This window comes from Pseudarthrobacter sp. RHLT1-30-1, from assembly GCF_059383415.1.
Genome location: NZ_JBWZCG010000026.1, coordinates 1 through 23,801, shown reverse-complemented (window position 1 = coordinate 23,801; position 23,801 = coordinate 1). Strand labels below are relative to the sequence as shown.

Below are 23,801 nucleotides of genomic sequence, written 5' to 3'. Positions count from 1 at the left end.
GGGGCGGTCAGCCGGTGTGGCGGTGCATCTCCGCGAGTTCCTCGTGCCGCGGACTGTCCGGATTCATCAGCGAGTGCTTGCGGCCGTAGCCAAAGTAGATGGCCAGGCCGATGATGAGCCAGACAACGAACCGCAGCCAGGTCTCCCAGTGCAGCTGGACCATCAGGAACGCCGACGCCAGCACGCCGAAGGCCGGAACCAGGGGCATGAACGGCAGCCGGAAGGTGCGCGGGGCTTCGGGTTTCTTGTACCGGAACACGATGACCGCGGTGCAGACGACGACGAATGCGGCCAGGATCCCGATGTTGGTCAGGTCGGCAACGGCCTTGATCGGGAATACACCGGCGAGCAGGGCGGAGGCGACACCCGCGATCCAGGTGACACGCTGCGGGGTGCCGTGGCGGTCAGTTTTGGAGAACCAGCCGGGGAGCAGACCGTCTCGGCTCATCGAGAACCAGACGCGGGTGACGCCGAGCAGGAAGGTGAGCATCACGGTCAGGATGGACAGCACGGCAAAGACCGAGATGATGGTGGCGATCACCGGCAGGCCCACACCGTTGAATGCGGAGGCGAAGCCGGCCTTGGGGTCGATGTCCTTGAAGTTCTGCATCCCGGTGAGGACCAGGGTTGCGGCGACGTACAGGAGCATCGCAATGATGAGGGACATGATGATGGCCTTCGGCATGTGCTTCTTGCCGTCGGTCGCCTCTTCCGCCGCGGTGCTCATTGCGTCGTAGCCAAACACGGCGAAGAAGACCGTGGCGGCGCCCGCAACGACCGGGCCGAACCCGCTGGGCATAAACGGGTTGTAGTTTCCGGTGTCGATGTAGAAGATGCCTAGTCCGATGATGAACAGGATCAGGACCACCTTGATGGCGACGGCCACGAGTTCGAAGCGGCCGAAGGTCTTGGTGCCTCGGGACAGGATCCAGGTGACGATAAGGCAGACAACGATCGCCGGGATGTTGACGATGCCGCCGGTGCCCTCATCCGGGGTGGCGGTCATCCAGACAGGCATCTGGATGCCGATGCCGGAAAGGAAGGCCGCGAAGTAGCCGGAAATGCCGATCGCCACCACCGCAACAATCGCGATGTACTCCAGCAGCAGGTCCCAGCCAATGAACCAGCCGATGATTTCGCCGAGCGCCACGTAGCCGTAGGTGTATGCCGAGCCGGCCCGCGGGATCATGCCCGCGAATTCCGCGTAGGACAAGGCCGCGGCCGCCGAGGCAAGTCCCGCGATCAGAAAGGAGAACAGCACGGCCGGGCCGACGCCGGGCTCGGACTCGCTGCCGTGGGCCACGAGGCCCGCCAGCGAGAAAATGCCGACGCCGATAATGCCGCCAACGCCAATGGCGGTCAGTTGCCACAGCCCGAGGCTCTTGAACAAGCCGCTGTGGAGGTTTTCTTCCTCGATATCGTCGATGGGCTTCCGCCGCATGATCGATCTGTCTATATCTTTTGCAGTCATCAGGGTCTCCCGCTCAGGTGTGGTACCCATCAATCCGCCCTGTGATGGGGGTTACTCGATCACAACAGTATGCAATCCGAATTGCATTAGATAAAGTGAATTCTCCTAATCAATATTCATTAGAATTCACAAAGGAATTAGAATGCTGGATGTCCGGCGGTTGCGTCTGCTGCGCGAGCTGAAGATCCGGGGCACCCTGGCCGAAGTCGCGGAGGCGCTGCAGTACAGCCCGTCGTCGGTCTCGCAGCAGCTTGCCCTGCTGGAAAAGGAAGCGGGCGTCCAGTTGCTTCGCAAGACCGGCCGCCGGGTCCAGCTCACTCCGCAGGCCGAAGTCCTGGTGGCCCACACGGCGCAACTGCTGGAAACTCTGGAACAGGCCGAGGCGGACCTGGCGGCCTCCCTGACGACCGTGACCGGAACGGTCCGCATCGCCGTCTTCCAGTCCGCGGCGCTGGCCCTGATGCCTGACGCCCTCACCCGGATGACGACGCGGTATCCCGAGGTGCGGATTGAAATGACCCAGCGGGAACCGGAAACGGCCCTGCATGAGACCTGGGCGCGGGACTTCGACCTGGTGATCGCCGAGCACTACCCCGGCCACGCGGCCCCCCGCTATGCCGAACTTGACCGGCTCCGCCTCACCAGCGATGCGATCCGGCTCGCGGTTCCGCCGCGCACCCCCGGCGGTGCGGCCATCACGTCCCTGACGGATACGGCCGGGCTGGCCTGGGTGATGGAGCCCCGCGGGGCGGCGTCGCGGCACTGGGCCGAGCAGGCTTGCCGCAGTGCCGGATTCGAGCCCGACGTCCGCTTCGAAACGGCCGATCTGCAGGCGCAGATCCGGCTGATCGAGTCCGGGAACGCGGTGGCCCTTATGCCGGACCTCGTCTGGACGGGCAGAGGCACGACGTCGCAACTGATCACCCTGCCGGGCGATCCGCACCGGACCATTTTCACCTCGGTCCGGCGCTCCAGCGCGAAACGCCCGGCCATCCTGGCGACCCGCGAGGTCCTGGCCGAGACGGCAGCGTCGATCCCGGCCGCCGCATAGGCCCGGGACCGCCGGCCCGGTGCCCCCGTAGTCCGTGACCCAGCACGCTGCAACTCCGTGGACGGTGTTGGATGGCTCACAGCGTTCCCGGCCGCCCGGCGCTAGACTTGTCCCGTTATGAATCGCACAATATTCAAGTCCAAAATCCACCGCGCCACAGTCACCCACGCGGACCTCCACTATGTCGGCTCGGTCACCGTGGACCTGGACCTGCTGGAAGCTGCCGATATCCTGCCCGGCGAGCTGGTCTCCATTGTCGACGTCACCAACGGCGCCCGGCTGGAAACCTACACGATTGCCGGCGAGCGCGGATCCGGGGTCATCGGGATCAACGGCGCCGCCGCGCACCTCATGCACGAAAACGACATCGTCATTCTGATCACCTACGCCCAGATGACCACGGATGAAGCCAAGGCCTTCAGCCCCAAGGTGGTCCATGTGGACAAGGACAACAAGATTGTCCAGATCGGCAGCGACCCCGCGGAGGGTCATACCCCCGGGACTATGCGGCCGCCCTACGCGCTGAACAACGCCGCGCTCAACTGACAATCGTACTTCTGCCGTAACAGGCACCCGGTGCGATTAAAGCTGATTACTCTGGAAGGGTGACTGCCACCCTTCCCCGGCCTTCCATGCTGCGGAGCGCCGCATGCTAGGCGTCCTCGCTGGATTTTTCGTGGTCTGGTGCATCATCCTCGTGGGCATGTTCGTTGGCCGGCGGGGAATCCTGGGCGAGAACGCCCGCCCCGTGCTCAGCGCACTGACTTTCTTCGTCGCCAGCCCCGCCCTGCTCTTCGACACCCTGAGCAAGGCCAAAGTCCACGACGTTTTCGCCGCCCCGCTGCTGGTCGCCGCGGTCGGCGCCATCACGACCGCGGCACTCTTCTTCTGCATCGTCCGTTTCCTGCTCAAGCGCTCCCTGCCGGAATCCCTGCTGTCCTCGATGAGCGCTTCGCTGGCCAACTCTGCGAACCTTGGTATCCCCATCGCCGTGTACGTCCTGGGCGATGCAAGTTATGTGGCGCCGCTGCTGATCTTCCAGCTGGCGTTCTTCACCCCCCTGTTCCTGATGCTCCTGGACGCCACTACCAGCAAGCACCGGACCACCCCGCTGAGCTTCCTGCTGATGATCCTCCGGAACCCCATGATCGTTGGTTCCGGCCTTGGCCTGGCGGTGGCCGCCACGGGCTGGCAGGTGCCGCCGCTGGTGATGGAGCCCATCCACCTGATCGGCGGGGCAGCGATTCCGGCCCTGCTGCTCGCCTTCGGGATGAGCCTGAACGGGTCCCGCCCGCTGCAGGCCTCGGCCGGGCGCCGTGCCGATACCCTGCTGGCCAGCGGATTCAAGCTCATTGTCCATCCCCTGCTCGCGTACCTTTTTGCCCGCTTTGTCCTGCACCTGGACGACCACGCCCTGTTCGCGGCGGTGGTCACCTCCGCCCTGCCCACCGCGCAGAATGTTTTTGTCATCGCCCACCGTTACCGGACCGGCCTCACCGTCGCCAAGGACACCATCCTGATCACGACCGTCGTCGCGGTGCCGGCCATGATCGGCGTCGCGCTGCTGCTGGCCTGAACGTCCGGCTTCCAGCGACGCTCCCGCGCATCCCGCACCACACACCACCCGGAGGACCAATGAGAACCAGCCTGGACACCGTCATCATCGGAGCCGGGGCCATGGGCTCGGCAGCGGCCTGGGCCCTCGCCAGCCGAGGACGGGCTGTGACGCTGCTGGAACAGTTCAGCCCCGGTCACCACAACGGCGCGTCCCACGGCGCCACGCGGAACTTCAACCCCGGCTACGCCGATCCGGACTATGTGGCGATGCTGGCCGAGGCCGTCCGCTTGTGGGACGAGCTGGAGGCCGACGGCGGCGAGCGTCTGCTCGCGCGCACCGGCGTCGTGAACCACGGGCCAGATCCGCGGCTGCAAGACGTGCGGAACGCCCTGCACGGGACCGGTCTGCGTGCCGAGTTCCTCAGTGCCCGGGCCGCGGGCGAACGCTGGCGCGGGATCCGGTTCGACCAGCAGGTCCTGCACCTGCCCGACGGCGGTCAGTTGAATCCCGACGCCGCCCTGCCGGTGCTGCAGCGTCTGGCCGCCGGCCGCGGGGCCGACATCCGGCACCGGGTCAAGGTGCTGGACGTCTCCGTAGACGACGACGGCGTCCGGCTCACGGTCGATGCCGGCGGGCGCACCGAGGTGCTGGCCGCCCGGCAGGCCGTGGTCACCGCCGGTGCCTGGACCGCGAAGTTGCTCGGCAGGCAGGCGTCCCTCCCCCGGCTGACCGTCACCCAGGAACAGCCGGCGCACTTCGCTGTCGCGGACCCGGTCGCTGTCTGGCCCGGCTTCAACCATGCCCCCGGCTCCGGTGCGGACTATGCCGACTGGTATTCACCGGTCTACGGCATGCCGACCCCGGGCGAGGGAATCAAGGCCGGCTGGCACGGTGTGGGACCGGTCGTGGACCCGGACCGGAGGTCTTTCACACCGGAGCCTGCACAGCTGGCGGCGCTGCAGCGCTACGCGCGGAGGTGGTTGCCCGGAGTGGATGCCGACTCCCTCACCGACATCAGCTGCACCTACACCACCACCGTGGACGAGAACTTCATCCTTGACCGCATCGGACCGCTCGTGATCGGGGCGGGTTTCTCCGGCCACGGCTTCAAGTTCACTCCTGTCATCGGGCGCATCCTCGCGGACCTCGCCACCGGCGAAGGCCCGGCGCCGGCCATCTTCTCGGCCGCCCGGCCAGGAGTCCGCTGACCCGAAGCAACGCGGGGTCACACCGCGCCCATCCGGGGCCCCGGCACCGGCGCGAGGTGACCCCGCGTTGGGGTGTTCGCCGGTAGGCTGGGACCGGTCTTAAGGCGTTGCGCGGTTATACCCGCGCAACAGCACGAAATGGGGAGAATTGCACAGGGTCAGAACACGCGGCGCCAGGTCCGGAGCTGTCGACTGGGTCGCGGCCGGGCTGGCCGGGTTGCTGTTGGTCTCCGCGACGGCCTGCGCGAGCACGGGGACGGCTCCGGCCGCCGCGCCGCCCGCCGCGGGCCCCAGCGCCAGCACCTCCGTGGCCGCCTCGCCGACACCCGGCGTCCCGCTGGATCCGAAGCCCGGCGCGAGCGAGGGTGCGGTTCCCGCGACCCAATTGCCTGCTTCCGCCACCAAGGCCCTGGACGTACTGGCCACCATCCCGGTAAAGGGCCGGGCGCCCAAAACGGGATACTCGCGCGACGAGTTCGGCCAGGCCTGGGCAGACACCGACCGCAACGGCTGCGACACGCGCAATGACATCCTCCGCCGGGACCTGACTGATCTGGCCCTGAAACCCGGCACGCGGGACTGCGTCGTCCTCTCCGGCATCCTCAACGACCCCTACACGGCGACGCTGATCAACTTCCTCCGCGGCAGCAACACCAGCGACGCGGTGCAGATCGACCACGTGGTGGCGCTCAGCGACGCCTGGCAAAAGGGGGCTCAGCAACTCACCGCGGCCCGGCGGCTTGCGTTCGCCAACGACCCGCTGAACCTGCTTGCGGTGGACGGCCCTGCGAACCAGCAAAAGAGCGACGGCGACGCCGCCACCTGGCTGCCGGCGAACAAGTCTTACCGCTGCGACTACGTGGCCCGCCAGATATCGGTCAAGTCCAGCTATGGACTGTGGGTTACCCAGGCCGAGCACGATGCCATGACCCGGGTTCTCGGCGGCTGCCCGGACCTGGCCACCCCCACCAGCCAGGAGTCGCCGCCTCCCCCGATGCCGGCCGCCACTCCAGCGCCGGCTCCGGCCGCACCGGCACCCGCTGCACCTGCCCCGGACCCGGCCGCGGCGTATTACGCCAATTGCGCCGCGGCCCGCGCCGCCGGTGCCGCGCCGCTGCGGGCGGGCCAGCCGGGCTACCGCGTGCAGATGGACGGTGACCGCGACGGTGTCGCCTGCGAATAGCGGGACACCGCAAACAACCGGAAGAGCGGGAACAGCCGGACCAGGGGTAACAGCAGGCACCGGGTGGAGGCTCCGGCAGAGGCTCTAGTTCTTGGTGAGCGCGTCCAGCAGCCTGGCGCAGCGGATAAACCCGAGATGCGAGTAAGCCTGAGGGTGGTTTCCCAGGTGCGTTTCGGTCCCCGGGTCGTACTCCTCCGGCAGCAGCCCGGTCGGCCCGAACAGGTTGACCAGCTGGTCGAACAGGTCCCACGCCTCCTCGATCCGGCCCACCGCCACATAGGCCTCGATCAGCCAGGTGGTACAGATGTGGAAGCCGCCCTCCAGGCCCGGCAGGCCGTCGTCGTACCGGTAGCGGAACACCGTGGGCCCCACCCGCAGCTCCCGTTCCACCGCCGTGACGGTGTCCAGGAAACGCTGGTCGCTGACGTCGAGCAGCCCGGAAAGGCCAATGTGCAGCACCGCGGCATCAAGGTCCGGGCTGTCGTAGGCGACGGTGTAGGATTCCGAACTTTCATCCCAGCCTTCGTTCAGGACTTCGTCCCGGATGGCGTCTGCGGTGGGCTTCCAGGCGGGCAGCGGTGTCCGGCCGTGCCTTGCGGCGGTGCGCAGCGCCCGGTCCAGCGTCACCCAGCACATCACCTTGGAGTAGACGTGGTGCCGCGGCGCCCGTCGGGCCTCCCAGATCCCGTGGTCCGGCTCGTGCCAGCGGGCCAGCACGGCCGAGGCCATCTGCACCATGAGCTCCCAGTGGGCGTCGGCCAGATTTCCGCGCCGGGCGGCCAGGGCATCGATCAGTTCGGCGATCGGTCCGAAGACGTCCAGCTGCACCTGGTGGTCCGCGGCGTTGCCGATCCGGACCGGGCGGGAGCCAGCGTAGCCGGGCAGGCTTTCGATGATGGCTTCGGTGGACAGCGGCGACCCGGTCACCGAATACAGCGGGTGGAGCCATTCCGGCCCGGGGGCGTGGGCCAGGATCCGCCCCAGCCAGGCCAGGAAACCGTCCGCCTCGGATGTCGAGCCGAGATCCACGAGAGCATTAACCGTCATGGAGCCGTCGCGCAGCCAGCAGTACCGGTAGTCCCAGTTCCGGGTGCCGCCGATCCCCTCCGGCAGTGACGTGGTGGGCGCCGCCAGGACCGCGCCGGTGGGCTCGTGGACCAGGGCGCGGAGCACCAGGGCGGAGCGGCGGACCAGCGAGGGTTTCACGGCGGGCAGCTGCAGGGACTGCACCCAGCGCCGGGAATGATGCGCGACGGCGGCGCGGCGCGAGTTTTCCTCTGGAACTTCGGTGCGCTGGGGTGCTGTGTCGCCGCAGCGCAGGTTCAGCACCACCGGGCCGTGCCGGAGATCCACCTCGGCGGTGGCGGTGGCATGCCGCCCGTCCGAGGTGATGGAGAAGTCCACCCCGGGCGCCAGCAGGGTGATGGGATCCGCGGTGCCTACGACGTGCAGCTCCTCGCCACGGGCTTCCATGTTGAAGGACGCGTTGGCGTAGTCCGGGCGGGGCGCGAAGACGATCCGCGCCGTTCCGGTACCCGACAGGACCCGAACCAGGCTGGTGACGCCTTCCGGCGCCGGTTCCAGGTAGTCAGTGACGGTGACATCCGCCCAGCGGGTTTCCACGATCATGGTGCTGTCCACATAGCGCTGGCCCAGGACTTGCGAGGCCTTCACCGGCTCGACCGAAAAATGACCGGCCGCGTCGCCGCCGAGAAGATGGGCGAAGAGGGACCCCGAGTCGGGCAGCGGGTGGCTCATCCAGCAGATCCTGGCGTCCGGGGTGATGAGGGCCGTGGAGGACCCGTTGCCGATCATGGAATGCCTTTCCAGCCCGACGGCGTCCTCCCCGAACAGCCAGGCCCGGCGGAGTTCAAAGAGGATGGCAAGGACCCTGGAAAAGGACTCCGGGTCCCTGAGCCGATGCCCAGCCACTGTCGGGCCGTCCCCTACCCGCAGCGCCATGTCCGGTCCGCGCAGGGTCTTCATCGCAAGCTCATCGCTGGCCGCGTCGCCCGCGTACAGGGCAGCGGAGACGCCGAGCATGGAGCGCAGGTGTTCCAGGGCGTCAGCCTTGGCCGGCTCGACTACGGACAGGTCCAGGACCGAGCCGTCGACAATGAAGGACAGCCCGTGCACCCGGGCGATTTCTTCCGCCTGCTGGGTGGCCAGCGCGACGACGTCGGGGGCGGCGGGGCGGGTGTGCACCGACACGGCGACGGGCTTCCGCTCGATGGTGATGCCGCGGTAGGCGCCCACGGTTTCGGCGAGCGCCTGGCTGGTCTGCTGCAGCACCGATTCGGTGGCCAGGGACAGCCCGTGGGCGTAGCCCATGTCGAATTCTGAGCCGTGCGAGCCAACCAGGTGGACCTCGGCCGGGAGCCGCGAGACGGCGGCCAGATCCCGCAGCGACCGTCCCGAGATGACGGCGGCGTGGGTGTTCGGAAGGGCTGCCAGCGCCCGGAGCGCAATTGCCGCACTGCCCAGCGGGAGGGTCTCGGTGGAAATGCCCTCCGCGGTGCACAGGGTCCCGCCGTAGTTGCAGGCCACGAGCAGCCCGGGCGTGCGGGCCAGGATCTTGAGTTCCGCCAGCAGCTGGGGCGTCAGGCCGTCGTCGGCGGCGTTGGTCTGCACAAAAGCGCGGAGCAGGCCCAGCGGCAGCGATTTTGTCAGGAGGGCAGAGTCAGCCAGGGACTGGTTGAGCGGAGTGGGCATGCGCGGAGTCCTTTGATTAGTCCCCAATGCCTGCGTGAGACCGCCCGTAAAGGGCGTACTTCCAGTATCCTCCCGGCCCATTTCCCGCGGGTGTCCCGGTTGTTGCAGCTATGTAACAACCGCGCGCCGAACCCGCGGCCGCCGGGCAACCGCAATTGCCGGACGGCCGCGACTCCATCTGGGTGCAGCTCCGGAGCTAGACCCGGACCAGCCCGGCGACGTCGGCCAGCAGCTGCACCGACCGCAACCGCGCCTCGGTGCCGTTGCTCTGGTGCGCGACGATGAGCTCGTCGGCGTCGGCATGGGCGGCGAATCCGTCGAGGTATTCCAGCACGGCGTCCGGTGTTCCGACGGCGGAGTACTTCATCATCTGCGCAACGTGCTGGCCCTGCGGCGAGTCCAGGATCATGTCCGCCTCGTCGTCGCTGAACTCGCGGCCGTTGCCGAAGAACAGCGCGACGCGGGCACGTTTGGTGGCGTGGAACATCTCCTGAGCCTCGGCCGCGGAATCGGCCGCGATCACGTTGACGCCGGCGATCACGTGCGGGGCGTCCAGCTGCGCGGAGGGCCGGAATTCGCGGCGGTAGACGGCGACGGCGTCCTGGAGTGCGTTCGGCGCGAAGTGCGAGGCAAAGGCGTACGGCAGGCCCAGTTGTGCGGCGAGCTTGGCGCCGAAGAGCGAGGATCCGAGGATATAGAGCGGCACGTTGGTGCCCTTGCCGGGGGTGGCTTCCACGCCCTGGATGCGGGTGGGGCCGGTCAGGTAGCCCTGGAGTTCCAGCACGTCCTGCGGGAAGCTGTCCGCGGACATCGGGTCCCGGCGCAGGGCCCGCAGGGTGTTCTGGTCGCTGCCCGGCGCGCGGCCCAGTCCCAGGTCGATCCGCCCCGGGTGCAAAGTTTCCAGGGTGCCGAACTGCTCGGCAATGGTCAGCGGCGAGTGGTTGGGCAGCATCACGCCGCCGGCACCGAGCCGGATGCTCTCGGTCTGGGCGGCGATGTGGGCGATCAGGACGCTGGTGGCCGAGGAGGCGATAGCCGACATGTTGTGGTGCTCGGCGTACCAGACGCGGCGGTAACCAAGCTTTTCGGCGAGCTGCGCCATGGCCACGCTCCCCGCGAGGCTCTCTGCCGCCGTCTGGCCCTTCCCGATGGTTGCCAGGTCAAGGATGGAAAGCGGAACAGTCACGGAAAAGCCGGCCTTTCGTAGCGGGAAGTCTCAGGCGCCGCACCGGATCCCGGCACACGCACACTGTGGACAACGACGCCGGGCTCCCGGATATTTCTGCACTAGCTGTTGCACATCCCATGCGGCCGGGTGCGCTGCCGTGGGCCCGCCACCACTCGACGTTGTGGACGCAGGACGGGACCGGCCGCTGGGGCCGGTCCCGTCCTGCTCCGGCTGGGCCGGATCGTCAGTACTCAGTCATCACAGGTCAGGCGACGCAACCACCCAGCAAGATCTGTCCGTCGATGGACCGGATCTGGTTCTGGACAGCGCCAAGCTGGTCCTGCAGGCCGGCCACGACTTTCTTCTGCGCGGCGATGGCGTCCTTGTTCGCACCCTTCTTCGCCTGCAGGTCCGCAAGCGTCTTGGTGGCATCAGTGACTTTGACGTCCAGGACCGTCAGCTGCGCCTGAAGGTCCTTCAACTGGGCTTCGGTGGCACTGATCTCGCCGTTCAGCGCGTCCAGCTGCGCCAGCAGCGGAGCGACCTTGGCCTGGACAGCGAGGATGTCGCTTTCTTTGGTGGAGATCTGCGCGTTCAGGCTGGTGAGGTCCGTGACGAGGGTTTCAATCTGGGCGTTCAAGGCCACGATTTCCGCCTGCTTCGTGCCCACCGCCCCCGTGGCATCCTGCAGCGCATTAGTCAGGGCCGGCAGCTGGTCCTGCAGTCGGGCCAGCTCGGAGGCCTTGGTGGCAACTGCGTCCTTCGCAGCGGCGAGGGCGGATTTGGCGTCCGCCAGCTTGATGTTCAAGCCGTCGAGCACCACTTTCTGCGCGGCGATCGCTTCCTGGCTCTTGGTGACGTCGTCGGTCAGCGTCGGCACAGTTGCTTCCAGGTCGGCCACGACCTTGGCCTGCGCTGCGGCCGCGCCGGCTGCAGTGGCCGCCGCAGTCTCCAGAGCCGGGAGACCGCTCTGGAGCGCCGCGAGTTCGGTCTGTTTGGCGGCGACCGCTCCGTTGGTTTGGGTGACAGCAGCCTGGAGCGTCGGGATCTCCTCCTTCAGCGCCGCGATTTGGCCTACCTTGAGGGCGACGGCGTCGTTGGCGGCGGTCAGCGTGGTCTGGAGCGGGGCAGCCTGCTTCTGCAGATCGCTGCTCTCCTTCTGCTTGGCGAGGAGATCGGCGTTCAAGGTATTGACGGCATTTTGCAGGGTTGTCAGGTCCCCTTGGTAACCGGCGATGGTGGCGTTCTTTGCGGTGATCTGGCCATTGACGGCGTTCCGCTCATCCATCTTCACCTTCCGCAAGGCCATCAGCGCGTCCTTCTCAGCGCTGTTGCCCTGCATGGCGGACATCTTCTTGGTGAGCGCTGCGATCTCGTCGTCCAAGAAGGCCTTGGTGGCCTGCAGGGCGGCAAGCTCAGCCGTCGCAGTGGTGATCTGGGCCTGCTTGGCGGTGATCTCCGCGTTCTTCGCCGTGATCTGGGCCTGCTTGGCGGTGATCTCGGCGTTCACCGCCGCGATTTTGTTCGCGGTACCGGCGAGTGTGGCTGCGGCGCTTTGAGCGGCGGCTTGCAGGGTCGTGAGATCGTTCTGGGCCGCCGTAATCGCGGAATTCTTCGCGGCGAGCGCGTCTGCTGCTGCCTGGGCTGCTTCTTGCAGCGAAGCGATTTCACTCTGGGCCGAGGCGATCGCGGTGTTTTGGGCGGTGACCGCGCTGGCCGCCGTGGTGGCGGCAGTCTGGAGACCGGCGAGCGTCACTTTCGCGGCGTCGATCGCGGCCATCTGGGCGTCCAGCTCGGACTGGGCGGCGGTCCCCGTCGATTCAAGGCCCTTTAGCGCTGATTCGGCATCGCTGACGGCGTTCTCCGCGCCAACTACGGCTCCGGCTGCAGTCTCCGCCGAGACATTCAGGTCCTTGAGCTCGGATTCGGCGCCGGCAATGTCAGCGTTCTTGCCAGCAAGGGCTTCCGCAGCGGCAGCGGCCGCCGTCTCCAGCGTTTCCTTCTCACCCAGTGCCACGCTGACCTCGCCCTTTTTCGCCTCGATCTGGGAGGCGAGGTCGGCGGCACGGCTCTTCAGCTGCGCAGCTGCGGCCACAGCCAAGGCTTCTTCCTCCTGGAGGAGCGCCAGCTGGCTCGAGACCGTTACCACTTCTGCTTGAAGACCAGTCAGGGCATCCTGCAGTTCGGCCATTGCCGCTTTGGTGCTGGACTGTTCGGCCTCAAGAGCCACGAGGTCAGCCTCCACACCCGCGATCTCAGTGTCCAGAGCCAGCTGGGCCGCGTCGAGCTTCGCGATGGACGCAGTTGCAGCATCGATCTGCGCGGTCAAGGAAGCTTCGGTGGCCTGCAAGGCGGACCGTTCGGTCTGGAGCCGCGCGATGATGTCGGCGTTCTTCTTCGCGGCGGCTTTCAGCAGGTTTTCCTGGACGGTGCCCCGGTGGGCCTGCTGGTTCACCACCCCGGTGCAGATACCGGTGACGCCGGAGTTTGTACCCGCCGTCGCCTGCGGCGCGAACAGCAGCATGCTGGTCAGCACGCCGGGGACGACGACGGCAGCGGCAAGGCGGCGCGTGAAGACAGAGTGGTGCGAAGGCTTGAGCATTGAGACCCCTAGGCGAGACACGGTGAATGTGGCCCCCTGGCCGCATTTGACAGTCCCGATGCTATTCGAGGAAATACGCCGTGCGGCGGGCCATCTCCACTCGAATATTTCGGTGTTCTACGTGTCTTTGGCCGGGGTGTACTCGCTTTTTGGGCGGCGACTACTTGGTCCGGTTTTCAAGCTCAGGAATCCAGCGGTGGGACCAGCGAAAAATCAGGGTCAGGGGCAGGAATAGTTGTAGTCCAGCCCGCCGGAAACGTACTGTGTCAGGGCAACGCGGCTGCCCGGAGTGAGCGCCGGCAAAGAGCAGTTGGACTTGGCCCCCGACAGCGACCGCGCACCCGCAAGCCAGCTCGGCAAACCTGCAAGCGGGCTGCTGGACGGGACCGTTCCGGCGATCTGTCCCCACTGGTAGCCGGTGGAGTAGAGGCCTACGTCCGCGCCGATGCTCTTGAAGAAGGCGACCATTCCCTCCAGGTCGGCGACATTATCGGCCTTAACCGGCTGCCAGCTGTTTCCGGTCTCGACATCCAGCCACCACAAGTAGTCGTCAGGATCGGCGACTCCGCGGATCCTGGCGTCGTCGTACGCCTTGGCGTAGCCGTACATATAGGAGCAGGCTCTGAAACTGTCCGGTTCGCTGCCGCACACACCGTATGGATTGCGCACATCAACGCCGCCGTAGTGGTTCGAGCTTGGCCACCATGAACCCTGCCGGCCCGGATTTGCCGTGTTGACATAGAGCGCCACCCGCGGTTGGGGCGTAAGCGCCGGATCCGGGGCGGTGTTTGCCCACGCGAGCTGGTCCGCAAGGCACGGGTTGGTGGTGTTGGCGAGGCCGTTGTTCACCCCGACGATGGCGAATGCAGGCTTCTTGGGGAGGGTCTTTCCGCACTGGGGCCACGAAACGTCGATGCCGACCGGGCCGGACGGCGGCGGGCCCGCGGCGGCCGGCCCTCCGCCCAGCAGGATGAGGCCAAGAGTGATGGCGGCGGCAGCAAGCTTGGTCAGTACCCGGGTAGCCATGCCCCCAGTTTACTTCCGGGCCACGGCCGGGTCCGGGAAAGCGGCCGGGCGAGTCGGCGAACGGAATACCCAGCGTACTTACGGAGTTGCCGCCCCTATGGGTTTGGCAACGCCACCCGGTCGGGACGCGAAGCCGCGCACCGAGCCCTCTCACGTTTTCGACGCCGGCCTCGTTGCCGGCAGAACAGGAGCCTCAGATGGCTAACATCCTGATGGTCGTATCGGCCGCCGATTCCCTCACCATGCGGGACGGCAGCGAACACGCCACCGGTTTCTGGGCCGAGGAGCTGGTGGTTTCCCACCGGCTCCTGCTCGAGGCCGGGCACACGGTCCAGCTGGCGACCCCCGGCGGTGCGAAGCCCACGGTCGACGAGGTCAGCCTCGCCGCCGAGTCCGCCGGCGGCCAGGACCGCGCCGACGGTTTCCGGAAGTACCTCGCCGGGCTCGACGCCGAGCTGTCCGCGCCGCTGGCCCTGGCCGACGTCGACCTCTCCGATTACGCCGCCATCGTCCTGCCCGGCGGCCACGGCCCGATGGCCGACCTCTACCGGGACGCCGACCTCGGTAAGCTCCTGGTTGCGGCGAACACGGCTGGCAAGGTCATCGCCCCGTTCTGCCACGGCCCGGCCGGCCTGCTCAGCGCCACGGACGACGCCGGGGCGTTCGCGTTCGCGGGGCGGCGCCTCACCGTTTTCACCAACGAAGAGGAACTGGGCGGCGGTACCGGCCCCAACACGCCGTGGTTCGTGGTGGACGAGCTGAAGGCCAAAGGCGCAATCGTCGAGAACGCCGCCGCCTGGACCTCCCACGTGGTGCGCGACACCAACCTGATCAGCGGCCAGAACCCGCAGTCCAGCGAGGCCGTGGCCAAGGAAGTCCTGAAGGCCCTCGCCGAATAACACTGCCACGGCAACACCTGCTTAGCCGGGTCCAGCGGCGCCGGACCCGGCTAAGCTGTCGGCATGGCCATCAAATCCACTGCAGACAAAGTCGCCACCATCCAGAAGGGTTACACCCTGGCGGGACCCACGATCGAACTGGGCGCCGCGATCATCGACGGCGAGGTCCACAAGGATGCCCCCGTCCGGCTGCCGCTCGCCATGATGAACCGCCACGGGCTGGTGGCCGGCGCAACCGGCACGGGCAAGACAGTGACCCTGCACATGATGGCCGAACAGCTCTCCACCGCTGGGGTCGCGGTGTTCCTCGCCGATATCAAGGGCGACCTCTCCGGCCTCGCCACGGCCGCCGCTGGCAGCGAGAAACTGCTGGCCCGCACGGACGGCATCGGTCAGGCCTGGTCCGGCAAGACGTTCCCGGTGGAGTTCCTTGCCCTGGGCGGCGACGGCAACGGCATCCCGGTCCGCGCCACTGTCACGTCCTTCGGCCCCATCCTGCTCTCCCGCGTCATGGAGCTCAACGACACGCAGGAGTCGAGCCTGCAGCTGGTTTTCCATTTCGCGGACAAGAACGATCTCGAGCTGATCGATCTCAAGGACCTGCGCGCCGTCATCCAGTTCCTCACTTCCAAGGAAGGCAAGGACGACCTCGAGGAACTCGGTGGGCTGTCCAAGGCGACCGCCGGTGTCATCCTGCGTGAACTGATCACGCTTGAGGCCCAGGGGATGGAGAAGTTCTTCGGCGAACCCGAGTTCGACACCGCCGAATTGATGCGCACCGCCCCGGACGGGCGCGGCGTCATCACGTGTCTGGAGCTGCCCACCCTGCAGACCAAGCCCATGCTGTTCTCCACCTTCCTGATGTGGCTCCTCGCCGACCTCTTCGAAGAGCTTCCCGAAGCCGGCGACCTGGCCAAGCCGAAGCTGGTGTTCTTCCTGGACGAGGCACATCTGCTGTTCAACGGCGCCTCGAAGGCCTTCCTGGACGCCATCACCACCACAGTGCGGCTGATCCGGTCCAAGGGCGTCGGCATCTTCTTCGTCACCCAGACCCCCAAGGATGTCCCCGCTGAGGTCCTGGGCCAGCTGGCCAACCGCGTGCAGCACGCCCTCCGTGCCTACACCCCGGAGGACGCCAAGGCGCTCAAGGCCACGGTCTCCACCTTCCCGATGAGCGACTACGACCTGGAGGAAACGCTCACGTCCGCCGGAATCGGCGAAGCGGTCATCACCGTCATGAACGAGAAGGGCGCTCCGACTCCGGTGGCACTCACACGCCTGCGTGCACCGGAATCCGTGATGGGCCCCAGCGACGACGCGCTGATCTCCAGCACCGTGGCAGCATCGGCGCTGCTGCCCAAGTACGGCACGGCTGTCGACAACGTGTCCGCCTACGAAAAGATCTCCGGGAACGCTTTGTCCGACGACGCCGAGGCGGCTCCGGGCGCTGGCGGCGGTGGCACCGCCGACGTCGACGCCGACGCGCGGCGGATCGAGGAGGAAATCCTGGGCCGCCCCAGCAGCCGGCCCGCTCCGGCGCCCGAGCGCGCAGATCCCGAGCGCCAGGCACCTGCGCGCCCAGCGCCACGGCAGTCCGAACGGCCGCCGTCCGACGGCGGCGGGTTCGCCGGAGCCCTGGGTGGCGCCCTCGGCGGGGGCCTCAAGAGCATGGCGCGGTCGCTGGGAACCCAGATCGGACGCGAACTGTTGCGCGGAGTCTTCGGCACGGCCCCCAAGCGCCGCCGCCGTTAGGAGCCCCCGGAAGCGATAGGCGCCCTCCGGGCGTGCCCCTGCCGCCCGCCGGGGCGGTGATCCGGAGTGCCCTGCCCGGGTGGACCGCCTGTGACAAGAAGAATCCGCTGGGGTGCAGGTAACGTAAGGTACGTGCAAATGAGTCAGGCGTTGGTCAGGATCGCAGCCGGGTGGCTGATGGGCCTGATGCTCGCCGTGGCCGGGGCAATCGTCGCGGTCAACATCGTGAACGACTCAATCGCGAGCCCGCAGCAGCCAGTGCGCGAATACCTCGATGCGTTGCAGAAGGGCGAGGGCGAGAAGGCCCTGGGCCTGTTACGCGCCTCGGTGCCCCAAGGCAACCCCGCGATGCTGGACGGCACGGCGCTGCAGACAGCGGCCGCGCGGATCAGCGGCGTAAAGTACGGCGAGGCCGAGGACCGCGGCGGAAACCAGGTCATGGTCCCGATCGACTACACGATCGACGGCAGCCAGTTGCGGACGGAGTTCCTGCTGGAAAAGTCCGGTGTGGAATGGCTGTTCTTCCACAAGTGGGCGTTTGTCCCGGCTGCCCTTCCGGTCTTGGACGTCACGGTGGTCAACTCCAGCGAGGCCACTCTCAACGGCGTTCCAGTGAACATGCCCAACGGCCGCAACACCTTCGCCGTGTTTTATCCGGGCGAGTACGAGGCGTCCCTGGCCGGTGAGTACTTCTCGGCCCCGCCCACCAAGGCGACGCTGTCCGGCCGGGACGTTCCCGTGGCCCCGCTGAACCTGATGACCGAGGTCACCGACGGGCTGAAGGCCGCCGTGAGCGGCAAGGTCAAGGAGTTCCTGGACAGCTGCGCCGACACGGCTGACAAGGAGCAAAAGCTCCAGCCGGACTGCCCGTTCTACCACACCACCAACAACCGCGTCATCGACGGCACCATCGACTGGAGCATCACCGAATACCCCACCGTCAGCATCGAGCCCTTCGGCGGACGCTGGCTGGTGGCCCCCCTGGACGGCAAGGCGCGGATCAAGGCCCAGCAGGTTGACCTGTTTACCGGGGCGGTGTTGGAAGTCAACGCAGTCCACGATTTCAGTTTCACCACCCGGCTGGACGTCGACGCCGACACCGTCAAGGTCACGCCGCTCCTGAGCTACTGAGCCCGCGGACCACTGAACCCGCCAGCGCCTGAGCCACTGGAGCCCGCCAGCTGCCGGGCAGTCAGCGGCCCCCGGTTCCCGCCTCGCGTCACGCCTTACAGTCTTTGACTTCATCTGCCATCGTGAAGCCGCCTTTCCTCGGAGTTTGCCGCTGCGGGCCGACAACAGCCTGCCCGCCGGAACACCCACCCCGGACGATTCGACCCTGACAACGGATACGTTGTTGCGGCGCTGGTCTTTTTTTGAGCTGGGACGACTCTCCGTGATGGCGCCCGTCCAGTTCGACGATCAGCCACGCTTCCAGCAGAAGGTCCACGTATCCGACCCCGTATGTGGACCTGCGGTTCCACCCTGATGCCGGCCTGGCGGAAATAAGTCATCGCGAAAGTCTCAAGCATCGACTCGGCACCACGGTCCACCAGTCAAGGACCTGGCGGGCCGGCCGACCGCGCAGTCCCCCATGACCAGCGACTCGCGGAACGGCAGGCACCTCAGCGCGTGGGTCAGCACGTCCCCCAGAGCAGCAACCGGCCGGTGGGGATGCGGTTCTAGGAGCGGACCGTGGCGCCCGGTCTGCCCTTCGAAGCTCTCACCGCGGCCGTGATGGACGTGGAACGGACCGGCTGGAGGACGCCCGCCCGCACCGCCCGCCACCAGCTATGTGGATATCCTCGCGTCACCCGGCGCGGTGCGGCTGGCCTCAGCCGCCGGGCCGAGGAATGCGCGGATCCCGGCTCCCCTTAAAGCCAGAAGGCTGCTGTCCGTGACGCCTGGTCACGAACAGCAGCCCAATTCGGCCATCGCGGCGGAAGTCAGTCCATGCCGCGCAGGTCCAGTACCAGTTCCGTGTCGCCGTCTGCCTGCAGCAGCACCGGAATGCCCCAGTCCTGCTGGTACAGGTGGCAGGCCGCGTGGTCCGGGATCTCGCCGTCCGCATCCTCCGGGCCGTCGCAGGCAGCGGCGCGGGCGGTAATGTGCAGCACGCCCTCCGGCACATCGGCGGAGAGCTCCAGGGTGCGGAGCAGGCCCACCGACGTCCCGCCGCCGGCCAGCAGCAGTTCCGGCGGGGTCGAGGAAATCTTCAGCTGGGTCGGGTCGCCCCAGCGGTCGTCCAGTTTCTGGCCGGTGGGCGCGGTGAAGCGTACGGTCAGCTCCAGCAGCCCGGGCGCCACGGGGCTCTTGGGCCGGTGGGTCTGGGCCGCGCCCTCGTCCACCTGCTGCGCTTCCTTGGGGATCGGCACGTAGACCAGCTGGTGCTTGTTGGCCTCGACCACCACCAGCAGGGGTTCGGTGCCGGCCACCTGCGTGTGGTCCACAATGACATCGGACGGCTCGGACAGCCCGCGCGCCAGGGTGGAGACGGTGCCCGAGACGGGGTCGTAGCGGCGGACGGCACCGTTGTAGGTGTCTGCGATCGCCACGGAGCCGTCCGGCAGCACGGTGACGCCCAACGGGTGCTGCAGCCGGGCGTTGGCGGCCTTCCCGTCGCGGAAGCCGAAGTCGAACAGGCCCTTGCCGACTGCGGACTCCACGGTGATGCCGGCGTCGTCGCCGATCACGAGCTTGCGCAGCGCCGAGGTCTCGGAGTCGGCCACCCAGATATTGCCGTCGGCGTCCTCGGCGAGGCCGGAGGACTGGGCGAACCAGGCTCCCTCGGCCGGTCCGTCGAGCAGGCCCTCGAGTCCGTTGCCGGCGATGATGGAGACGGCGCCGGTTCGCGGGTCGAAGCTGAAGATCTGGTGCACGCCGGCCATGGCGACCACGACGGCGTCCAGCTTGGTCGACCAGACAACGTCCCAGGGCGAGCTGAGGGAGACCTGCAGCGGGTCCGCTTCCAGCCGGGCCCCGTAGGCGGCGCCCTCCTCGTCGACCCGGGCCGGTCCGGTTTCCAGGAGCCGCTGGATACCGTTGCCGGCCAGCGTTCTGGTGGTTCCGTCTCCGAGATTCAGACCGCGCAGGCGGTGGTTCACGGTGTCGGCGATCACGACGTCGTAGCCGGCCTCGGCGGCGGCTTCCTCCGGGAGCAGGACCAGGCCCTGGGGTTCGTTGAAGCGTGCCGTCGCGGCAAAGCCGTCGGCGTGGCCCTTCTCGCCGGAACCGTAGGTGGCCAGCACCGTCTGGAAGTCAGTGGAGAGTTCCACGAGACGGTGGTGCCCGGTGTCGGTGACCAGCCAGGACCCCGTGTCCGGGGCGCTTCCGACGCCGCGGCCGTCGGGGAGGAACAGGGCTTTGCCGGGGAACCGCAGCGTGCCCGACGTCGGCTCCGGCGCCACATAGGGGCCGTCGCCGCGGTGCAGGGTGCCCTTGGCTTCGTGCTCGGCGATCAGCTCCGGGATGAGCACGGCGAGGCCGTCAGCGTGGCCTTCGCCGGAGAGGTGGGCCACGATGTAACCCTCGGGGTCGATGACCACGAGCGTGGGCCAGGCGCGGGCCGTGTAGGCCTTCCAGGTGTCCAGTTCGGGATCGTCCAGCACCGGGTGGCGGATTTCGTAGCGCTCGACGGCGGCGGCGAGGGCTACCGGATCAGCCTCGTGCTCGAACTTGGGCGAGTGCACGCCGACAGTGACGAGGACATCGGAGTACTGCTGCTCAAGCGGGCGGAGTTCGTCCAGCACGTGCAGGCAGTTAATGCAGCAGAAGGTCCAAAAATCCAGCAGCACAATTTTGCCGCGCAGTGATTCCAGGTCCAGGGACTTGCCGCCGGTGTTCAGCCAGTTGCGGCCAACCAGCTCGGAGGCCCGGACCCGGAGGTGGGTGCGTACGGTTTCGGTCATGAGCGTCCTTCCAGCTTTGAGTTGCGTTCGGCAAGCCTGGCATCGCGCTCGGCCAGCTTGGCAAACATATCGTTGTAAGCAGTGAGATCGGCGTCGTTATTCCTGTCCGCCGCCCGGTCGGTGCGCTTGGACTCGCGCGCATCGGAGCGGGACCACATAACGGCGACGCCGATCGCCACCAGCAGGGTGGGCACCTCGCCGATGCCCCAGGCCACCGCGCCGCCCATCTGCTGGTCAAGCAGGGCTGAGGGGCCCCAGGTCCGGCCCAGGTTGCCGAAGTAGTCCGCGGCCAGCAGGCCGGTTCCGCCCATGATGGCGACGCCGAAGAACGCGTGGAACCCCATCGTGGCCAGGAGCAGCAGCAGCCGCATGGGGTACGGCGCGCGGCGGGGCAGCGGGTCCGTGCCGAGCATGGTCAGCACGAAGATGTAGCCGGTGAGTGCGAAGTGCAGGTTCATCAGCTCGTGGCCCACGTGGTCACGCATCGCGTAGCCGAACGCTTCCGAGTAATAGAACAGCACGATCGAGCCAGCAAAATTCGCGGCCGCGAACAGCGGATGCGTCACCAGCTGGGAGAACTTCGAATGGATGAAGATCAGCAACCATTCCCGGGGGCCGCGCGAGCTGTCCCGCCGCGGCGTGAGCGCCCGCAGGGCCAGCGTCACCGGAGCCCCGAGGACCAGGAAGATCGGGGCCACCATCGTCAGGGCCATGTGGTCCACCATGTGCGCGGAGAACAGCACCCGGCCGTAGACTGCCGGCGGGCCGGAGGTCACATACGTCAGGACCCCGAGACCGATGACCCAGTTGACGGTCCGGAACCAGGACCAGGAGTCCCCGCGCCGGAGCACCTTCCGCAGGCCGAGGACGTAGGCCACGAGGCCAAAGACCGCGACGGCGACCCAGAGCCAGTCGAGGCGCCATTCGGTCAGCCACCGCTCCGGGGTGAGTTCCGGCGGCAACTCGTAGCCGGAGACGATAAAGGCCGGGGAGGCATCCGTTACCGGAGCCTCGCTTCGCGGCGGCGCTGAGCGGCCAAGTGCGACGGCGATCCCCGACGTCGCGCCCATGACCAGCAGCTCCGCGATGACGAGCTGCCAGAGCACGCGGCGGGCGGACAGTCCGCCGCGTTGACTGCCCAGCTGCGGGATGACCCACCGGCGGTGCATCAGGCCGATGCCGCCGAGAACGAGGGTGGCTGCTGCTTTGGCGAGGATCAGCTGCCCGTAGGTCGAGCCGAAGAGGTCGTCCCAGGAGGTGAGGCGGATGCTGGAATTGATCACCCCGGACGCGAAGACCAGGACGAAGGCGAAGCCGGCCAGGGACGAGAAGCGACGGAGAGTCGGCTCGGTGATATCCGGGCGGCTACCCGCCGTGGCGCCGGGCGCCGCGCCGCCCAGCAAGCCGGAGAGCAGCGCGAGCATGATGATGCCGCCCAGCCAGGCCGAGATCCCGACCAGGTGCAGGCCGAGCGAGTTGATGGCGCCCTCGTGGTCGGCTGAGCTGGCGGAGTGGCCAATCAGCGCGGCTGGTACAAGTCCGATGAGGGAAAGCACCAGGGTTGCCGCCAGGCCGCCCAGGGAGCGGACGCCAAAGAGTGCGGTGGTGACCACGGCGGCGATGATGACGACGGCCAGCCAGGCGCGGCCCGAGTCGATGTCGGTCATGAAGTAGACGAGGGACCGGGTGTATTCCGGGTCCCCGGAGACCTCCTGGCCGGCGATGTCCGAATAGCTCAGCACCAGCACGGCAATCGCCGAGAGTGTCCAGACAGCGCCCGCGGCGGCCGCGACCGCCAGCGCCCGGGTGAACGCCGGATGTTCCGGGAGATCCTTGGCCTTGGACCGCGACCCCGCAAGTGAGCGGGGCAAAATTCCGACGGCGAAAAGCAGCCCGCCGATCACGGTGGCGAGCGAGGTGTTGTGGACGGCCTTGCTGACCGGCAGTCCCCAGCGGACCAGACCGCCCGGGTCAGAGACCCCACGGGCGGCTGCGGCCCCGGAGAACAGCAGGGCTGCAACAAGCGCCAGGAAGAGCACCGCAAGACCCGCGACCAGCCAGGGACGGGAGATCCCGCCGGAACCGGCAACAGAACCTCGCTCTCCCCCGGACGGGGTGGGGGCGGCTGTTGTGGCACGGGGATTTACTGCGGAAGGCACAATCCCATTGTCCGCTACGCCCCGCCTGCCCACCGAATCGAGCCTGCTGCGCACCCTAACGAAAAAGGGGCGGCCACCCGTTGGTTCCCCGCTCCTTTCAAGCGTTCAAGAAGATTACTTCTTCTTGGAGACAGCAGCCTTCAGCTTGGAGCCGGCGGTCAGCTTCACGCTGTGGCCTGCGGCGATCTGAATGGTCTCGCCGGTCTGCGGGTTGCGGCCGGTGCGAGCTGCACGGTCGGTGCGCTCAACTGCGAGCCAGCCCGGGATGGTGATCTTTTCGCCCGCGGCGACGGAGGTCTCGAAGACCTCGAACAGTGCATCCAGCACGGAGTTGACGGCTGCCTGGCTGGTGCCGGCCTTGCCTGCTACCTCTGCAACAAGTTCACTTCGGTTCTTAGCCATTTATGTCCTCCTGGACGGTCATGATCTCTGGAGCCTGCACACGGCATGCGCACAAGCCACTGTTCGAAAACTTACCAGCTTGCCGCCGCCGAGATGGGAAATTCCCCGTGTTTTCGGCGTTTTTCAAGGAAAAACCCGGGAAACGGCGTCTTTAGGACGCATATTTCGCCGTCAGCGGACGCTCCCTCAGTTTCGGCGGGGCCTGTCCCACCGCCGCCCAAGGTGCACGACGGCGGCGCCAGCCTCCTGCCGCGGTTTGCTGGGCCCCGGGTTCGGTGTTTGGGGGTTAAATGCGGGAGAGCCCCGACCTGTGTGGTTGGGGCTCTCGACCGTGTAATGATGTTCCGGCGGTGACCTACTCTCCCACACCCTCCCGGGTGCAGTACCATCGGCGCTGTGGGTCTTAGCTTCCGGGTTCGGAATGGGACCGGGCGTTTCCCCCACGCTATGACCGCCGTAACCCTTGCTCCGCACCCTTTGGCCGTGGCCGGGGGTGGGAAATTTGTGGTTACAACATGCTGCAGGTGAGTGCAGCTGTGGTGTTGTTTGTGTTGTGTTGTGGTTTTGTTCCCTGGTACAACGTGCCGCAAGTGGCGGGTTTGTTGTTTGGGAACCACATAGTGGACGCAAGCAGTCTTGTTTTCTTTTTACCACCCCGGGGTGCGAACCCCTTTTGAATGGGTTCGCGGGGTGGTGTGTGGTGTA

The 23,801-nt window shown here is 67.2% G+C and carries 16 protein-coding genes and 1 rRNA gene; 8 read left to right on the top strand and 9 right to left on the bottom strand.

Going from position 1 to position 23,801, the window contains the following annotated elements; all coding sequences use genetic code 11:
- Nucleotides 1-7: 7 nt before the first annotated feature.
- Complete coding sequence (locus AC50YM_RS16605) at nt 8-1,471, bottom strand: amino acid permease (protein WP_494958053.1); 1,464 nt, start codon at nt 1,469-1,471, stop codon at nt 8-10.
- A 142-nt stretch (nt 1,472-1,613) separates the two neighbouring features.
- Here AC50YM_RS16605 and AC50YM_RS16600 point away from each other — a divergent pair, with 142 nt between their 5' ends.
- From AC50YM_RS16600 to AC50YM_RS16580, 5 genes are all read left to right on the top strand, one after another.
- Entirely contained in the window at nt 1,614-2,522 is a 909-nt protein-coding gene (locus tag AC50YM_RS16600; protein WP_494958052.1) for a LysR substrate-binding domain-containing protein, read from the top strand.
- A gap of 117 nt (nt 2,523-2,639) precedes the next feature.
- Complete coding sequence (panD, locus tag AC50YM_RS16595) at nt 2,640-3,068, top strand: aspartate 1-decarboxylase (protein ID WP_494958051.1); 429 nt, start codon at nt 2,640-2,642, stop codon at nt 3,066-3,068.
- Nucleotides 3,069-3,171: 103 nt separating this feature from the next.
- Nucleotides 3,172-4,098: an AEC family transporter gene (locus AC50YM_RS16590; RefSeq protein WP_494958050.1), complete on the top strand. Its 927-nt coding sequence runs from the start codon at nt 3,172-3,174 to the stop codon at nt 4,096-4,098.
- Between the two features lie 59 nt (nt 4,099-4,157).
- Complete coding sequence (locus tag AC50YM_RS16585; protein WP_494958049.1) at nt 4,158-5,288, top strand: FAD-dependent oxidoreductase; 1,131 nt, start codon at nt 4,158-4,160, stop codon at nt 5,286-5,288.
- A gap of 148 nt (nt 5,289-5,436) precedes the next feature.
- Nucleotides 5,437-6,471, top strand: coding sequence for a GmrSD restriction endonuclease domain-containing protein (locus AC50YM_RS16580; RefSeq protein WP_494958048.1), 1,035 nt, complete (start codon nt 5,437-5,439; stop codon nt 6,469-6,471).
- Between the two features lie 84 nt (nt 6,472-6,555).
- Here AC50YM_RS16580 and AC50YM_RS16575 read toward each other — a convergent pair whose 3' ends face one another.
- The 4 genes from AC50YM_RS16575 to AC50YM_RS16560 form a co-directional block, all read right to left on the bottom strand.
- Nucleotides 6,556-9,183: a trehalase-like domain-containing protein gene (locus tag AC50YM_RS16575; RefSeq protein WP_494958047.1), complete on the bottom strand. Its 2,628-nt coding sequence runs from the start codon at nt 9,181-9,183 to the stop codon at nt 6,556-6,558.
- Between the two features lie 196 nt (nt 9,184-9,379).
- A complete protein-coding gene (locus tag AC50YM_RS16570; RefSeq protein ID WP_494958046.1) occupies nt 9,380-10,369 on the bottom strand; it encodes an LLM class flavin-dependent oxidoreductase in 990 nt (329 codons plus the stop codon).
- A 247-nt stretch (nt 10,370-10,616) separates the two neighbouring features.
- Nucleotides 10,617-12,953 carry a coiled-coil domain-containing protein gene (locus tag AC50YM_RS16565; protein ID WP_494958045.1) on the bottom strand — a complete coding sequence of 779 codons (2,337 nt, stop codon included), beginning with the start codon at nt 12,951-12,953 and terminating at the stop codon, nt 10,617-10,619.
- A 219-nt stretch (nt 12,954-13,172) separates the two neighbouring features.
- Entirely contained in the window at nt 13,173-13,979 is an 807-nt protein-coding gene (locus AC50YM_RS16560) for a glycoside hydrolase family 25 domain-containing protein (protein WP_494958044.1), read from the bottom strand.
- A gap of 197 nt (nt 13,980-14,176) precedes the next feature.
- Between AC50YM_RS16560 and AC50YM_RS16555 the strand changes: the two genes are divergently transcribed.
- The 3 genes from AC50YM_RS16555 to AC50YM_RS16545 all read left to right on the top strand — a co-directional run bounded on the left by AC50YM_RS16555 (nt 14,177) and on the right by AC50YM_RS16545 (nt 17,761).
- Nucleotides 14,177-14,878, top strand: coding sequence for a type 1 glutamine amidotransferase domain-containing protein (locus tag AC50YM_RS16555; RefSeq protein WP_494958043.1), 702 nt, complete (start codon nt 14,177-14,179; stop codon nt 14,876-14,878).
- A 63-nt stretch (nt 14,879-14,941) separates the two neighbouring features.
- The gene (locus tag AC50YM_RS16550) at nt 14,942-16,630 is read left to right on the top strand and encodes a helicase HerA-like domain-containing protein (protein WP_494958042.1); all 1,689 of its coding nucleotides are present in this window, start codon (nt 14,942-14,944) and stop codon (nt 16,628-16,630) included.
- A gap of 138 nt (nt 16,631-16,768) precedes the next feature.
- Nucleotides 16,769-17,761: a hypothetical protein gene (locus AC50YM_RS16545; protein WP_494958041.1), complete on the top strand. Its 993-nt coding sequence runs from the start codon at nt 16,769-16,771 to the stop codon at nt 17,759-17,761.
- Between the two features lie 812 nt (nt 17,762-18,573).
- Here the strand turns inward: AC50YM_RS16545 and AC50YM_RS16540 are convergent.
- The 4 genes from AC50YM_RS16540 to rrf form a co-directional block, all read right to left on the bottom strand.
- On the bottom strand, nt 18,574-20,535 hold the full coding sequence (locus AC50YM_RS16540) for an NHL domain-containing thioredoxin family protein (RefSeq protein WP_494958040.1): 1,962 nt from the start codon (nt 20,533-20,535) through the stop codon (nt 18,574-18,576).
- A complete protein-coding gene (locus AC50YM_RS16535; RefSeq protein ID WP_494958083.1) occupies nt 20,532-22,697 on the bottom strand; it encodes a bifunctional copper resistance protein CopD/cytochrome c oxidase assembly protein in 2,166 nt (721 codons plus the stop codon). The genes AC50YM_RS16540 and AC50YM_RS16535 overlap by 4 nt, the downstream gene beginning before the upstream one ends.
- Nucleotides 22,698-22,808: 111 nt before the next feature.
- Nucleotides 22,809-23,096 (bottom strand): HU family DNA-binding protein, encoded by a 288-nt coding sequence (locus AC50YM_RS16530; protein ID WP_024367639.1) that lies wholly within the window; start codon nt 23,094-23,096, stop codon nt 22,809-22,811.
- A 342-nt stretch (nt 23,097-23,438) separates the two neighbouring features.
- Nucleotides 23,439-23,555: ribosomal RNA gene (rrf, locus tag AC50YM_RS16525) — 5S ribosomal RNA — on the bottom strand.
- Between the last annotated feature and the right edge of the window lie 246 nt (nt 23,556-23,801).

Bases quoted from the DNA above. Each gene is read 5' to 3' on its own strand.
- AC50YM_RS16555 (WP_494958043.1), top strand. From the start codon at position 14,177: ATGGCTAACATCCTGATGGTCGTATCGGCCGCCGATTCCCTCACCATG.
- AC50YM_RS16565 (WP_494958045.1), bottom strand. From the start codon at position 12,953: ATGCTCAAGCCTTCGCACCACTCTGTCTTCACGCGCCGCCTTGCCGCT.
- AC50YM_RS16545 (WP_494958041.1), top strand. From the start codon at position 16,769: ATGAGTCAGGCGTTGGTCAGGATCGCAGCCGGGTGGCTGATGGGCCTG.
- AC50YM_RS16585 (WP_494958049.1), top strand. From the start codon at position 4,158: ATGAGAACCAGCCTGGACACCGTCATCATCGGAGCCGGGGCCATGGGC.
- AC50YM_RS16560 (WP_494958044.1), bottom strand. From the start codon at position 13,979: ATGGCTACCCGGGTACTGACCAAGCTTGCTGCCGCCGCCATCACTCTT.
- AC50YM_RS16530 (WP_024367639.1), bottom strand. From the start codon at position 23,096: ATGGCTAAGAACCGAAGTGAACTTGTTGCAGAGGTAGCAGGCAAGGCC.
- AC50YM_RS16540 (WP_494958040.1), bottom strand. From the start codon at position 20,535: ATGACCGAAACCGTACGCACCCACCTCCGGGTCCGGGCCTCCGAGCTG.
- AC50YM_RS16550 (WP_494958042.1), top strand. From the start codon at position 14,942: ATGGCCATCAAATCCACTGCAGACAAAGTCGCCACCATCCAGAAGGGT.
- AC50YM_RS16600 (WP_494958052.1), top strand. From the start codon at position 1,614: ATGCTGGATGTCCGGCGGTTGCGTCTGCTGCGCGAGCTGAAGATCCGG.
- AC50YM_RS16605 (WP_494958053.1), bottom strand. From the start codon at position 1,471: ATGACTGCAAAAGATATAGACAGATCGATCATGCGGCGGAAGCCCATC.
- AC50YM_RS16590 (WP_494958050.1), top strand. From the start codon at position 3,172: ATGCTAGGCGTCCTCGCTGGATTTTTCGTGGTCTGGTGCATCATCCTC.
- AC50YM_RS16575 (WP_494958047.1), bottom strand. From the start codon at position 9,183: ATGCCCACTCCGCTCAACCAGTCCCTGGCTGACTCTGCCCTCCTGACA.
- panD (WP_494958051.1), top strand. From the start codon at position 2,640: ATGAATCGCACAATATTCAAGTCCAAAATCCACCGCGCCACAGTCACC.